The sequence below is a fragment of the Roseibium sp. MB-4 genome, assembly GCF_053005265.1.
The window spans coordinates 1,899,738-1,913,637 of the sequence record NZ_JBRKQB010000001.1 but is presented as its reverse complement, the minus strand read 5'-3'; the positions used below and the strand labels follow the sequence as shown (position 1 = coordinate 1,913,637).

Here is a 13,900-nt window from a genome sequence, read left to right as displayed (position 1 = left end):
ATAACCGCTACCCGAAGGTTTCAGCAGCGCGGCGCTGGCAAACCGCCAAAAGTGTCAGGCCGCGCAGTCCGAGAAACAGCGAGATCGCTAGCCAGAGACCATGGTTTCCCATCAGCGGAAACAACGCATAATAGGCGGCGATATAGACGGCGAGCGACACCAGCATCATGTTGCGCATGGTTCCGGACCAGGTTGCGCCGATGTAAACGCCGTCCATCTGATAAGCGAGAACCCCGAGAAGCGGCGCGATCACCACCCAGATCAGGTAAGTCCTGGACAGTGCCCGGACATCTTCATTGGTGGTGAGAAGATCAATGATCATGTGGCCGAAGAGGGCAAAAAACACGGACAGAAGCGCTGCCATGGCAAAGCTCCACAACGCCGTCAGTTTCAGTGCCCGGTCAAAGGCCTTGCGTTTCCGAGCGCCAACGGCCCATCCAGCGAGCTGTTCTGCAGCTGTCGCCAGGCCGTCCAGGAAATAGGCCGCGATCATGGTGAATTTTTGCAGGACGGCATTGGCGGCAAGCACGGCGTCCCCTTGATCGGCAGAGCGGGCCATGAAGAAGGCGAATGCATAAAGCAGCGCAAAGGACCGGATCATGATGTCCCGGTTCAGTGCCATCATCCGCAACAAGAGACGTTTGTCGAAAATCACCTGGAAACTAGGCCAATCACCGGGACGAGGGCGCGCCAGGATTATGGTCAGGCCGAAAACAGTGGTCGCGACTTCGCTGAGAACCGTTGCGAGCGCGGCGCCTTCGACACTCCAACCCAGCCCCATGACGAACCAGATGCTGAGTGCAATGTTGAGGCAGTTCAAAAACAGCTGCACCATCAGCCCGGTGCCAGCGCGTCCAAGGCCGATGAACCAGCCCAGGATCGCATAGTTGGCAAGAAGGAACGGCGCGCTGTAAATGCGAATGTCGAAGTAGCGTGTCGTCGCCGCCTGAACGTCCTCGCTGCCGCCAAGAAACCATTGCCCCGCCATCAACAGCGGTATCTGGCATATGATCACCAACGCACCGCCGATCCCGGCAATCACCAAAGCCCGCAGGAGAGTTGCCCGGATTTCGGCCTCGTCGCGTGCGCCAAGCGCCTGGGCCGTCAGGCCAGTGGTACCAGAGCGCAAAAAGTTGAAGGTGGTGAAAACCAGATCGAAGATGATGCCGCCGAGCGCGATGCCGCCAATCAGGGCAGCGTCTCCGAGCCGGCCGATTACAGCCATATCGACAACACCAAGAAGCGGCGTCGACAGATAGGCAAGCGTCATCGGCACCGCGATGGCCAGGACACCGCGATGGGTCACGGTCAGGTCAGCCGCTGGGACGACGTTTTCGGTGGAAGCTGGGGAGGACATGCAAACACTTTCGATTCAAGCTGCAGTCATCGCCTTGGAGTGGGGGCGCGTCAAGGGCACGCACGCGCATGGCGGTCATGTGGCTTTTCGGACAAGCGGTTTTGTCTATATTTGAGCAAATGACACTTCCGATCGTGCATCACCCTGCCTATTGTGCCGACCTTCCTGCAAACCACCGGTTTCCGATGGACAAGTTCCGCGCTGTCGCCGAACTTATTCGTGCGGAAGGTTTGCTTGGAAGTGGCGACTTTTACCGTCCTCGTCCTGCGCCGTTCGAGTGGGTCGCGCTTGCACATGATCCAGTCTATGTCGACCAGGTTTTCAATGCGGAAGTACCGGAAAAGATCGCACGGGAAATCGGCTTTCCCATGCGCGCTGACATCGCGTTGCGTGCTCGGTGTGCAACCGGAGGCTCGGTTCTAACCGGGTATCTCGCCCTGGAGCACGGCCTTGCCTGCAACACGGCGGGCGGCAGCCACCATGCCCGGCGCGCACATGGTGCCGGTTTTTGTGTCTTCAATGACGTCGCAGTTGCCTTGAAAGTCCTGCAGGCTGATGGTGCAATCCGAAAGGCAATGGTGATTGATCTCGACGTGCATCAGGGTGACGGGACCGCCGATATCTTTTCAGGTGATCCGGATATCTTCACGTTTTCAATGCATTCGGCCAAAAACTATCCGGTTCGAAAGGTGCCGTCGCATCTGGACCTTGCCCTACCGGATGCAATGGAAGATGCCGCCTACCTGACGGCTCTCCAAGAAGTTCTGCCTGATCTGCTGCGCCAAGAGGCTTGGGATCTTGTCTTCTATAACGCGGGTGTTGATCCATATTTTGAAGACAGGCTGGGCCGCCTGGCCCTGTCTCGAGATGGCCTGAAAGCGCGCGACCGCTATGTCATTGAAACTGTCCGCAGCCTTGGTATTCCACTGGCCGGTGTTCTTGGCGGTGGATACTCAACCGACATTGAGGAACTGGCCGATCGTCATGTGACTTTACACAGAACGGCGCTATCGGTTTGGGAATCCGAAAGGCGGTCCGAAAGAACTAGTGTTTTGGGATGATCTCAGACCACAATATCTGTTTGGACCTCGGGCGTTGTGACGCCGATACTGGACCCGGTGACAGCTGTTTCTTGAAACTGGCTTGCGCTCGTTCCGAATTCAGTGGCCTTGGATCTTAATGTTTCTACGAGCTCGGGATCATTCAGGTCATCCCGGCCAGCTTTCAATTCATCCCGGATGTCTTCGAGGTCGTCTTTGGTTTCGTCATCTTTTTCAGCAAGCGCTTCCAGCCATTTGGCCAGCATTTCGATATCATCGCCCACCTTGCGCAACCGATCTTGTTCATCGCGCATTCCGGCGATGCGGCTGTCCTTGTGGGCAGTTTCCGATTTGGCCTGCTGTTCAGCATAGGCGAAGACGCCGGCTTTCAACGCTTCGGTCTGTTCTACCCGGGTTTTGGATCCGCGCCCAGTGGCGGTCCCGTCCTTTATCCCAGTGTACTCAGATGGCGTGCCAGTATCCGGATTGGAGACGGCGGGTTCTGAGAGGTGCTTTGCGGTTGCGACCTGGGCAGCGCTCGAACCGACGGCACCCAGATTAGACACTGTGGGAGGCTGTGATGCGCTGCCGAGTGTACTGGAAATCACGGAGCTGACAGCGTTGGCCGTCGCGCTCAGGGAACTGCCTGAGCCGCCTCCCAATTCTCCGGCGGCCTTTTTGAGCCCGTTAGCGGCACTGCTGAATTCCTTCGAAATCTGCTTGAGCTCTTTGAGCAGTCGTTTGGCCTGTTCCGGTGTTGCAAATCGAAGCAGCTCTTTCAGTTGCTCAATCCGCGCTTCGATGCGGGCCAGACGTTCTTCTCGGAGCGCATCCTTGTTGTCTTGTAGGGCCCGGGACATGCTGATGTTGGTTTCAACAGCGTCCTTGAAATCCTGAAGGAGACCCTGCGCTGCCTTTTGTTCTTCTTCAGTCAGTGGCGAGGCCGTGTTGCCGATTTGGTCCAAAAGCGTTTCGGCTGACCGGACAGACGTCTGCAGGCCTGAGCCATTGGTCTGAGGCCGCAAAGAAAACTGCTGCTGGCTGGCGTTCGAAACGATCGAGAAAAAAGACATAAACCAATCCAGAATGAAACAGGTGAGAGTGTCTCCTCAGGATGGTTAACGATTAATTAAATTTCCCGCATAAAGTGTGTCGCCGGGCCTATCTGTTTTTCCCGACTGCAAGCAGCCGTAGCAGGAGCCATATCGGGATGACGACAACGGCGCCCGCCGCAAGATAGCCGCCAAGACGTCCAAGCGCATGAAAGCCCATGTTCCACAGGCGCTCGACAAACTCGATGGCCATATGAACAAGATCGATTGGGTTCAGATTAAGCGCAGCGAGAATAATCCCGACAACAAAGGATAGGAAAACCAGACGCAACAAAACTTGCCCAGGGGAGCCTCCCATGAAACGGTTCAAGTTATTGTCGGACATCAGATTCTCCAAAAACGCAGTTTTGCTCGCAATAGACGTAAGCACCAAAATCAGGTCTTTCAATGTAAACATTTTCGCTGGAACGAAACATGCGATCGAAAAACTCGGAACTGCAAACGAAAACAGATTGCTGTTAACTATATGTGGTGTCGTAAATCGCAAAAATGTGTACGTAACAAGCTAATGACAAAAGACGTATTTTGCTCTAACAATGACCTTGGAAGACTTACTTGGGCGTGTACAACCCACCCACACTCGTACGCGGTCAGCTTCCACGCCGGTTTGTGAAAGACAATAATCGCAGCTGTGTTTTAACAGGACTGCGGAGCCCAACAGGCAATCAGGCGTAGCTGGGGATTGGCGATGCACTCCGATCGGAGACGATTGGCGTCGGTCCGCACCAGTGCCGGAAGCTCCATTAGGCGTTTCCAGGTAAGGGAAAGTTTTGGCGCGGTAAGCAGGAGCCCGATCTGCTGCCGCGCTTTATTCTCCAAAATGACGAAGTCTTTCCTGAGGCACCGCGCAACAACTGACCTGTGCGCTACTCAAGGATCCGACAGTCCGCATCAACTGACATTAATGTGGCGTAGTTGCTCCATGGCGCCAATATGGCAGGCGCATAACCAATGGGTTGCGCAAGAAGTACCGATCTGCGCCCGATGCGCGCGCATTATTCAGGTTAATCAGTTCGGTTTCACAAGGGGATCCGGAGAAGCAACGGATGAAAGCGCTGTTTCCAGTTCGTCGTCTTCCTCCGTACTCCTTGTCCGGCAGGCAGCGAGTTTTTCCCGAACCTTTCTTGGGGACTCGCCAAACCATAATTTAACGGCTCGTGAAAAAGTACTGAGTTCAGAAAAGCCCAAGAGAAAAGCGATCTCCTTCATTGGAAGGTCAGTGGAGCGCAAATACCGCTCTGCTGCGGATTTTCGGATCTCTTCGTTCAATTGCCTGTATGTCGTGCCTTCCTTTGCAAGAAGGCGCTGGATTGCCCGTTGCGACATACCGATTTTTGCCGCGATTTTTGGCAACGCAGCCCCACCTTCAGACAGGCTGGCAGCGATCTCGTTTGCCAGGCGTGAGATCGGAGAGACCATCTGCCCGAATTCATCCAGTTCCTGAAGCGCTGATTTCAAAATGATCTGATAAAGATGCGGATCCTGACGCCGCAAAGGCCTGTTGAGCAACGCCTTTGGTAAGCTGATCCGGTTCGTCGGCGCACGAAACTGGATGCGGCCCTGATACTTCTTTTGAAAGGCGGATGTCTTTTCTGGCGGGTAGGTTGCGATTTCAATGAGTATTGGCGGGACGTTCATATCGAGCGCATGTTCCAGCTGCCGGGCTGCCCAGCCTATCCGGGCAAACATGTTCTGCCGCCACTCTCCGCGTCCCTCGAGGCTGGGCCATTCGATAAAGGCCCCGGTCTCTGTTTCTTCGAACTTGATCCGGTAGGCGTTCGTTCGGATCTGGATGAACCGGACCCAGGCCTGACACGCATCACGCAAAGACGGCGCACAGGCAAAAACGTAGTCGAATATGGAAAAGCTGCCGACATCCAGCTTGTTGAACATGTCGAACATGATCGCGTCATCGTTCAGAGAATTCGCGACATATTCAAAGGTGCCATGCCAAGCCGTTATGGGAACGATACCCTGCGGATCATCCAGAGCCTGAAGGTCAAAGTTATACACTTTGGCGATATGAGCCCAGTCCAACCTGTCGTTTGGACAGACGTCCCGCAAGACACGCAGCACATCCGCGCGCGCCCACTCTCCGTCAAGCGGCATTTCCCCTCCAAGCAAACCTTAAGGTCTTTTTCTTACGTCCACTTTGCATGAGGCGGCATGTGGGATCAAGTCGCGTCGTATTTTGCAAACACGAATGTGATCGGAAAAGAAAACGCCGCTTTCCAGAAAAAGCGGCGTTGAAAGGTGCATGAGTGCTGTTTTTATCAGGCAGCGTCTTTGACGGCGACTTCGCCTTTGGGCGGGAACCGGCCATAGAAGGTTTCGTTGTTTTTGGCCATTTCACGCAGCAGCTTGTTTGGCTTGAAGCGTGGCCCCCACTTGCGCGTGAACTTCTTGCACAGTTCGACAAACGCGGTCGTACCCATCATGTCGATGTAGCTGAGTGTGCCGCCAGTGTAAGGGGCAAACCCAAAGCCGAGGATCGAGCCGACATCGGCCTCGCGCACGTCGGTGAGGCAGTTTTCCTCAAAGATCCGGGCCGTTTCCAGGGCCTGCATGACAAGCAGACGCTGCTTGAGTTCTTCGATGTTGAAGCTGTCGGCCGATTTCGGTTGGCCAACGACGTCCGGAATACCCGGCCACAGGCTCTTGTCCTTGCCGTTGTAGTCGTAAAAGCCCTTGCCGTTCTTGCGGCCAAAGCGTTCCCGTTTGACGACCATCTCTTCCAGGATGTTGTCGAGCGGGCCTTCAACGTATTTGACGCCGAGATCCTTGCGGGTTGCCGAGACAATCTTCCAGGCAAGGTCCAGTGCCACTTCGTCGCCGAGAGACAGCGGACCGACCGGCATGCCGGCCATCTTGCCCGCGTTTTCGATCATTGGCGCCGGAATGCCGTCCGCCAGCATCATCAGGCCTTCGCGGATATAGGTCATGACAACGCGCGACGTGTAGAAACCGCGGCTGTCGTTGACGACGATTGGGGTCTTCTTGATGGCCTTGATGTAGTCGAGTGCCATGGCAAGAGCCCGGTCGGACGTCCGTTTGCCCATGATCACTTCGACAAGCATCATCTTGTCGACAGGCGAGAAGAAGTGGATACCGATAAAGTTTTTAGGACGCTTGGAGGCTTGCGCCAAAGACGTGATCGGCAGTGTCGAGGTGTTGGACGCATAGATTGCCCGTGACTTCATCACCGCTTCGGCTTTTTCGGTCACTGTCTTCTTGATCTCGCGATCTTCAAAGACGGCCTCAATCACGAGATCACAATCTGCGAGTTCCTCGTAGTCCGCGGTCGCCAGAATGCGGGACAGGATCTTGGCCTTTTTGTCTTCCGTGGACCGGCCGCGCTTGACCGCCTTGGTCAGCAAGTCTTCGGTGTGGGCCTTGCCTTTGTCGGCAGCTTCCTGGTCGCGGTCAATCAGAACCACATTGATACCTGCTTGCGCAGTGACATAGGCAATGCCCGCTCCCATAAAGCCCGCGCCGAGGATGCCAACTTTTTTGATGTTATTGGGGCGTTGGTCGATGGGGCGGCGTGCGCCTTTGTTCAGCTCCTGCATGGAGACGAACAGGGAGCGGATCATGTTGGCCGCTTCCGGGGTCTGGAGGACCTTCGCGAAGTAGCGGCTTTCAACCTGAAGGGCGAGATCCATCGGCAGCTGCAGGCCTTCCACGACCGCATGCAGCAGATAACGGGCGCCCGGGTAGTTGTCGAAGGTTTCGCGGCGGTAGATCGCGTTTGCAGCCGGCCAGAACTGGAAGCCCGCCGGGGAATAAACCTTGCCGTTCGGCAGCTTGAAGCCTTTCTTGTCCCACGGCTTGACCGGATCAACACCGGCTTTCAGCATTTTCTTGGCTGCGGCAACCAGCTTCTTGGACGGTGTCACTTCATCGACCAGCTTCAGCTGCTTTGCCTGAGGTGCACGCAGCGTCTTGCCCTGCAAGAGGAACTGCATGCCCTGCTGGCCATCGGCCATGCGCATGACGCGCTGAGTGCCACCAGCACCCGGGAACAGGCCAACCTTCACTTCCGGCAGACCCATTTTCAGGTCTTCGTCGACAACCCGCGCATGACAAGCGAGCGCCAACTCTGTGCCACCGCCCATGGAAGTGCTGTTCACAGCTGCCACAAACGGCTTGCCGCAGGTTTCCAGCTTCCGGTAAACGAGAGTGAGTTTGCGGGAACCTTCAAACAGCGCCTTGGCGGCTGCTTCGGGATCTTTCGCGCGCTGCACGTGGAAGTCTTTCAAAAGGCCTTCCAGCATGGTCAGATCTGCACCACCGGAAAAGGCGTTCTTTCCGGATGTGATGACAGCGCCCTTTATGGCCTCATCGCCAACAACCTGATCAACGACTGCATCGAGTTCTTCCATGACGCTGAGGTCGATGACGTTCATCGATTTCTCCGGCATGTCCCACGTGATCAGGGCAATACCGTCTTCGTCGGTTTCTATCGTGAAGTTCTTATAATCCATCTGTTTCTCCCTAATCAGTGGAAGGTTGTTTCGTTTTTGTGCGCTCTTTCCCAATGAGAAGAGCGAATGTTCAAGCTTTTGTACCCAGGGTAAGGATTTGGAAGTCCACGCCCGTTAGTGTTCGATCCAGACATTTGCGGTACGGCCGGGAAGGGGACGCCATGTCTTGCGACGGATGCAGGGGCGGGAACGAAATCGACTTTGACTTCACGATGGCCTTTCAACCGATCGTGGACATCAATGCCCAAAAAATCTGGGGCTATGAAGCTTTGGTCCGTGGGATGTCCGGCGAACCAGCTCCCACTGTTCTTTCCCGGGTGACTGACCAGACAAAGTACAGTTTCGATCAGCGATGCCGGGTTAAAGCCATCGAGTTGGCCGCACGCCTTATGCCCTCTGACTGCATCTTGTCGATCAACTTCATGCCGAACGCGGTGTATGAGCCGCGTGCCTGCATCAGAACAACTCTTGTGGCCGCCGCCCAAACCGGTTTCGACTTGCGCCGGATAAATTTCGAATTCACCGAAAGCGAACGCGTCACTGACCCGGCTCACTTGCAGGGCATCATCGCCGAATATCAGCGGCAGGGTTTCTTGACGGCGATCGACGATTTCGGCGCTGGCTACGCCGGACTGAACCTTTTGGCGTCTTTCACTCCCGACATTGTCAAGATTGATATGGGTCTTGTCCGAGACATCGACAGCGATTTTACCAAGCGCGCCATTGTACGGGGCGTTGCCTCCATCTGCCATGACCTGGGAATTTCCATGCTCGCGGAAGGCATTGAAACCGAGGGTGAATTGCATGTCTTGAAAGACTTCGGCATCAACCTTCTGCAAGGTTACCTTTTCGCCCGGCCTGAGCTTGAGACGATGCCCAAGGTGACGTTCAGCGAAACGCTGGTCGCGGCCCAATAAGTCATAACGGTCATGTCGCCCAGATCCATTGCGGCATCCACCGTCGGATAGACGGCGGGATGAACTGCCACGCACTGGATGGAGCCGGGCGACCATTTTATCAGACCCGCTCGATGATGGTTGCGGTGCCCATACCGGCACCGATGCAAAGCGTGACCAGCGCGGTGTTGAGGTCGCGGCGCTCCAGTTCGTCAAGAACGGTTCCGAGGATCATCGCACCGGTCGCGCCAAGCGGGTGGCCAAGTGCGATGGCACCACCGTTGACGTTGACCGTTTCCGGGTCAAGATCGAACGCTTGTTGGTAGCGCAGCACGACGGACGCAAAGGCTTCGTTGATCTCGATGAGATCAATGTCCTTCATCTCCATCTTGGCGTTCTTCAAAAGCTTCTCGGTCACGTCCACCGGGCCGGTCAGCATCAGCGCTGGTTCGGAGCCGATGTTTGCGAAGGCTTTGATGCGCGCACGTGGCTTCATGCCGATGGAGCGGCCGGCTGTCGAAGAGCCGATGAGGACCGCCGCAGCGCCGTCAACGATCCCGGAGGAGTTGCCGGCATGGTGAACGTGTTTGACGTTTTCCACTTCCGGATGGGCCTGAATGCCAACCGCATTGAAACCGCCCATGGCACCCATCATTTCAAACGACGGATTGAGCGAGGCGAGGGACTGCATGTCCGTCTCCGGACGCATGTGCTCGTCCTTGGCCAGGATTGTGATGCCGTTGATGTCCTTGACCGGAACGACTGACTTGTCGAACTTGCCGTCTTCCCAGGACTTGCCCGCACGCTTCTGGCTTTCCACGGCATAGGCATCGCAATCATCACGGCTAAAGCCGTATTTGGTTGCGATCAGGTCAGCGGAAACGCCCTGTGGCATGAAGTAGGAGGGAATGGCAACCTGCGGCTCGATTGGCCAGGCACCACCTGATGCGCCAAGGCCGACACGGCTCATGCTTTCAACACCACCGGCGATGACGAGCTTGTGCTGGCCGGACATGACCTGAGCGGAGGCCATGTTGACGGCATCAAGGCCTGAAGCACAGAACCGGTTGATCTGCATGCCCGGAACCGATGTGTCATAATCCGCTGCGAACACAGCCGCACGGGCGATGTCACCGCCGGCTTCACCAACAGGATCGACGCAGCCGAGAACCACGTCATCGACCTTTTTCGTGTCGATACCGTTGCGGTCGCGGATCGCTTCCAGCGCGGTGGCCGCCAGGCGGACGGCTGGCACTTCATGCAGGGCACCGTCCTTTTTGCCACGGCCGCGCGGGGTGCGCACGTGGTCGTAAATATAGGCTTCAGGCATCAAATCCTCCTCTAGATCAGGCGGGCCTCACGCGGCACTTGGCAAAGGGTGGCCAGGCATGAGGTCATAAGGATGTTTCCAGCCGGGTTGGGACTTTATGCGGTCCAGCCAGGCGGTCACGTTTTGGTATTCGTTGAGGTCAATGCCGAGTTCGCCCTCGTAAAACAGATAGCTGCAGAGGGAAAAATCGGCTGTCGTCAGTTTGGAGCCGATAGCGAAATCGTTTTTCGCCAAGTGCTTGTCCAGAATGGCCAGCGCGCTTTTGGCCCGCCCATCCAGAAACTTCACCACGTCGGTTTCACCGGTCTTGATCAGCGTGCGCATGAACCGCAGCGGGCCGATCATACCGGACACTTTCTGATTATCGAAAATGGTCCAGCGCAGGATTTCGCGGCGTTCTTCGTCAGTCTCCCAGCCGAATTTGCCGAACTTCTCAACGAGATAGTCCATGATGACTGCAGACTGGGTCAGTGTCTCATCGCCATGAACAAGTACAGGGACTTCGCCCATTTCATTCAGTGACGAGCGGAACTCTTCGCTGCGCGTTTCGCCGTTGAAGAAATCGACCCAGGACGCTTCCCAGTCGGCACCGCACAGCTCCAGCATGAGCGCGACTTTGTAGGAATGCCCGGACTGGGCCATGCAATGAAGAACGAATTCAGCCATAACGATGTTATCTCCCTGACAAATATGCTTATGGCGGGACTATACCGCCCCAAACAGATTTTGCGCGGGTGAATGATCGGCCCGGCGATCACCGGGCCGTTCGGCTTAAAATGCTTCGGCGCTGACCGACATCATGGTGTCTGAACCTGTTGAAATCCGGGCAAGGCGCGCCGCGGTCTCAGGCATGGTCCGTTCCATGTAGAAGGTGCCGAAAGCCAACTTGTCGGAGAGCCACTGCTCCTTGCCGTTGGCACCGTTCTTCAACGTTTCTTTTGCCGTCTTGGCGATCTTTGCCCACATGTAGCCGAGTGCAACGAGGCCGAAGAGGTGCATGTAGTCGGTCGAGCCGGCCCCGGCATTGTCCGGGTTCTTCATGGCGTTGTTCATGAACCACATGGTAGCCGCTTGCAGATCATCGACGCCTTTCTTCAGCGGGCCGGTAAATGCGGCCAGGTCTTCGTTGTCCTTGTTTTCTTTCAAGAACGTGTTGACTTCATTGAAGAAGCTCATGACCGCGCGGCCGCCATTCGCCGGAAGCTTGCGGCCCACGAGATCCAGCGCCTGGATGCCGTTCGCGCCCTCATAGATCATGGCGATACGAGCGTCGCGGACGAACTGCTCCATACCCCACTCGCCGATGTAGCCGTGACCGCCATACATCTGCTGGGCATTGACTGCGTTTTCGAAGCCGATGTCGGTCAGAACACCTTTGAGAACCGGTGTCATGAGGCCCATCATGTCGTCGGAGAACTGCTTGTCCTTGTCGTCTTCAGAACGATGGGACACGTCGCCGTGCAACGCGGTCCAGATGACCAATGCGCGGGCTGCTTCGTTGAAAGCCCGTATGGACATCAAGGTGCGGCGGACGTCCGGATGAACAATGATCGGATCGGCGGCCTTGTCCGGGCTTTTCGGCCCTGTGAGTGCGCGGCCCTGAATGCGGTCTTTCGCGTATGTCACGGCGTTCTGGTAGGCAACTTCCGACTGCGACAGACCTTGAACGGCCACACCGAGGCGGGCTTCGTTCATCATGACGAACATGGCGCGCAGGCCCTTGTTTTCTTCGCCAATGAGCCAGCCGGTCGCATCGTCATAGTTCATGACGCAGGTCGCGTTGCCGTGGATTCCCATCTTGTGTTCGATGGAGCCGCAAGACACGCCGTTGCGCGCACCGCTTGAGCCATCCTCGGCAATTTCGTTCCGCGGAACGACAAACAGCGAAATGCCTTTGTTGCCTTCCGGGGCACCTTCGATGCGGGCCAGAACCAGGTGAATGATGTTGTCCGACATTTCGTGTTCACCGGCCGAGATGAAGATCTTGGTGCCGGAAATCTTGTAGGAACCGTCGGATTGCGGGACGGCTTTGGTGCGGATGAGGCCGAGATCCGTGCCGCAATGAGGCTCGGTAAGGTTCATCGTGCCGGTCCATTTGCCGGCGATCATGTTCGGCAGATAAGTCTGCTTCTGCTCATCCGTTCCATGGATGGTCAGCGCAGCAATCGCACCTGCGGTCAGGCCCGGATACATAGAAAAGGCCATGTTGGCGGAGGAGGCGAACTCGTTGAAGATCGTTGCCAGCGTGTGCGGCAATCCTTGTCCGCCGTAATCCGCATCAGCGGAGAGGGTGCCCCAACCGCCTTCGCAAAAAGCGTCATAAGCTTCCTTGAAGCCTTTCGGAACGGAGACCGTGCCGTCGTCGTTCCGGGTGCAACCTTCCTGATCGCCAGACTGGTTGATTGGCTGGAGGACTTCCTCAGTAAACTTGGCGCCTTCCTTCAGGATGGCTTCTACCAGGTCCAATGGAGCGTCGGAAAAACCCGGCAGGTTGGAATAGCGCTCGTATCCGAACACGTCTTTCAAAAGGAAAAGGGTATCATCAACCGGTGCGGAGTATGTCGGCATGGAAATCCTCCCAGATTTGCCGTCAGATGTTTTTGCATGACGTTTCCGTAAACGTCACCTTGGGCATCTATATACGCGCGAAATTCTAGGGCGACAAGGGGTGTCGTTACGGAAGTATAGCTCAAAAAACGCGCTGAAAGGCATCAAAAGTGAGATTTTTGTGGTGGTGCACGCACTGAACCAGTGCGTGACGCTACGTTTTTCAGCCAATTAAATGAAGGTCGAAAATGCACTTAATGCGATTAAAAATTGTGTGAGCATACTTAAATTGCATGAAAAAAGCCCGGCATTCCATTGAGAATGCCGGGCTTTATCTGCCGGTAGGAAAGACGGTTGGCCAAATCAGGCTTCTTCAGCTTCCTTTTGCTTCAGCATGCCAGAAACGATCTCGACGGTACGTGAGAGCTCTTCAATGGCTGTTTCGATGTCCTTGCGCTGATTTTCAAGAACCGCGATCTGCTCGTTGAAGCGGGAGAGTGCGACCCGCAGCTGCGTGACCTGTCCATCGCGCAGGTCATAAAGGTCCAGCATGTCCCGAATTTCAGAGAGTGAAAAGCCAACCTGCTTGCCCATAAGAACCAGTTTCAGGCGTGCCCGGTCGCGGCGGTTATAAACCCGATTCATGCCATCGCGCTTCGGATTGATCAGGCCCTTGTCTTCATAAAAGCGCAGTGTCCGCAGCGTGCAGCCAAATTCCTTCGCCAGATCGCCGATCGTGAATTGCGTCTTCTTGCTGCCGTCGTCTGAGGCTGCAACCACATCGACCAGCTCATCGTTGTTGTTCAAAATCGAAAGCGCTTCGCTCATTTTGCTTGTTCTCTTGATTTGCTCCGCTGCCAGCGGGCTGCCGTTTCAACTTGAAAAGACCCAGTGCAGACCGCGAGTTCACTCGCATAAAGGACTGTCGTGCGCGTATTCCGGCGCGGGTTCTTCTTGAATTCTTGTGCACTGTTTAGCTTACGTTTGCGTCACCGTCTAGTCCGGGCCACCACGTGCTGTCAGATTTGCTGACGGCAAAGCGCTCGATTCGATATTGTTTGTGCATATCCCGAATGATCGGCCGCCGTTCAGAGCGCGGAATCGCATTTGGCAATGCGAGTTAACTGCCTGTTT

Annotated in this window: 11 protein-coding genes; 2 read left to right on the top strand and 9 right to left on the bottom strand. The window is 55.8% G+C overall.

Annotation, left to right across the window (positions count from 1 at the left end):
- Positions 1–7: 7 nt before the first annotated feature.
- Positions 8–1,357 (bottom strand): MATE family efflux transporter, encoded by a 1,350-nt coding sequence (locus ACVDG4_RS08870; RefSeq protein ID WP_447234782.1) that lies wholly within the window; start codon positions 1,355–1,357, stop codon positions 8–10.
- A 119-nt stretch (positions 1,358–1,476) separates the two neighbouring features.
- On the opposite strand from ACVDG4_RS08870, the gene ACVDG4_RS08865 reads away from it, so the two are divergent.
- Positions 1,477–2,418, top strand: a complete 942-nt coding sequence (locus tag ACVDG4_RS08865) for a histone deacetylase family protein (RefSeq protein ID WP_447235102.1) — start codon at positions 1,477–1,479, stop codon at positions 2,416–2,418.
- Positions 2,419–2,420: 2 nt separating this feature from the next.
- Here the strand turns inward: ACVDG4_RS08865 and ACVDG4_RS08860 are convergent, their stop codons facing one another.
- The 4 genes from ACVDG4_RS08860 to ACVDG4_RS08845 form a co-directional block, all read right to left on the bottom strand.
- Positions 2,421–3,470, bottom strand: coding sequence for a coiled-coil domain-containing protein (locus ACVDG4_RS08860; protein ID WP_447234781.1), 1,050 nt, complete (start codon positions 3,468–3,470; stop codon positions 2,421–2,423).
- Positions 3,471–3,558: 88 nt separating this feature from the next.
- Entirely contained in the window at positions 3,559–3,834 is a 276-nt protein-coding gene (locus tag ACVDG4_RS08855; RefSeq protein ID WP_209172945.1) for a DUF6460 domain-containing protein, read from the bottom strand.
- Between the two features lie 683 nt (positions 3,835–4,517).
- The gene (locus tag ACVDG4_RS08850; RefSeq protein WP_409689754.1) at positions 4,518–5,618 is read right to left on the bottom strand and encodes an AraC family transcriptional regulator; all 1,101 of its coding nucleotides are present in this window, start codon (positions 5,616–5,618) and stop codon (positions 4,518–4,520) included.
- Positions 5,619–5,782: 164 nt separating this feature from the next.
- A complete protein-coding gene (locus tag ACVDG4_RS08845; RefSeq protein WP_447234780.1) occupies positions 5,783–7,993 on the bottom strand; it encodes a 3-hydroxyacyl-CoA dehydrogenase NAD-binding domain-containing protein in 2,211 nt (736 codons plus the stop codon).
- A 161-nt stretch (positions 7,994–8,154) separates the two neighbouring features.
- On the opposite strand from ACVDG4_RS08845, the gene ACVDG4_RS08840 reads away from it, so the two are divergent.
- Complete coding sequence (locus ACVDG4_RS08840) at positions 8,155–8,910, top strand: EAL domain-containing protein (protein ID WP_447234779.1); 756 nt, start codon at positions 8,155–8,157, stop codon at positions 8,908–8,910.
- 100 nt (positions 8,911–9,010) lie between these two features.
- On the opposite strand, the gene ACVDG4_RS08835 is transcribed toward ACVDG4_RS08840, so the two are convergent.
- The 4 genes from ACVDG4_RS08835 to ACVDG4_RS08820 all read right to left on the bottom strand — a co-directional run bounded on the left by ACVDG4_RS08835 (position 9,011) and on the right by ACVDG4_RS08820 (position 13,594).
- Complete coding sequence (locus ACVDG4_RS08835) at positions 9,011–10,219, bottom strand: acetyl-CoA C-acetyltransferase (protein ID WP_209172948.1); 1,209 nt, start codon at positions 10,217–10,219, stop codon at positions 9,011–9,013.
- 27 nt (positions 10,220–10,246) lie between these two features.
- Positions 10,247–10,885, bottom strand: a complete 639-nt coding sequence (locus ACVDG4_RS08830; protein ID WP_447234778.1) for a glutathione S-transferase family protein — start codon at positions 10,883–10,885, stop codon at positions 10,247–10,249.
- A 105-nt stretch (positions 10,886–10,990) separates the two neighbouring features.
- The gene (locus ACVDG4_RS08825; RefSeq protein WP_447234777.1) at positions 10,991–12,787 is read right to left on the bottom strand and encodes an acyl-CoA dehydrogenase C-terminal domain-containing protein; all 1,797 of its coding nucleotides are present in this window, start codon (positions 12,785–12,787) and stop codon (positions 10,991–10,993) included.
- A 342-nt stretch (positions 12,788–13,129) separates the two neighbouring features.
- Positions 13,130–13,594 carry a MerR family transcriptional regulator gene (locus tag ACVDG4_RS08820; RefSeq protein ID WP_008192637.1) on the bottom strand — a complete coding sequence of 155 codons (465 nt, stop codon included), beginning with the start codon at positions 13,592–13,594 and terminating at the stop codon, positions 13,130–13,132.
- Positions 13,595–13,900 lie beyond the last annotated feature (306 nt).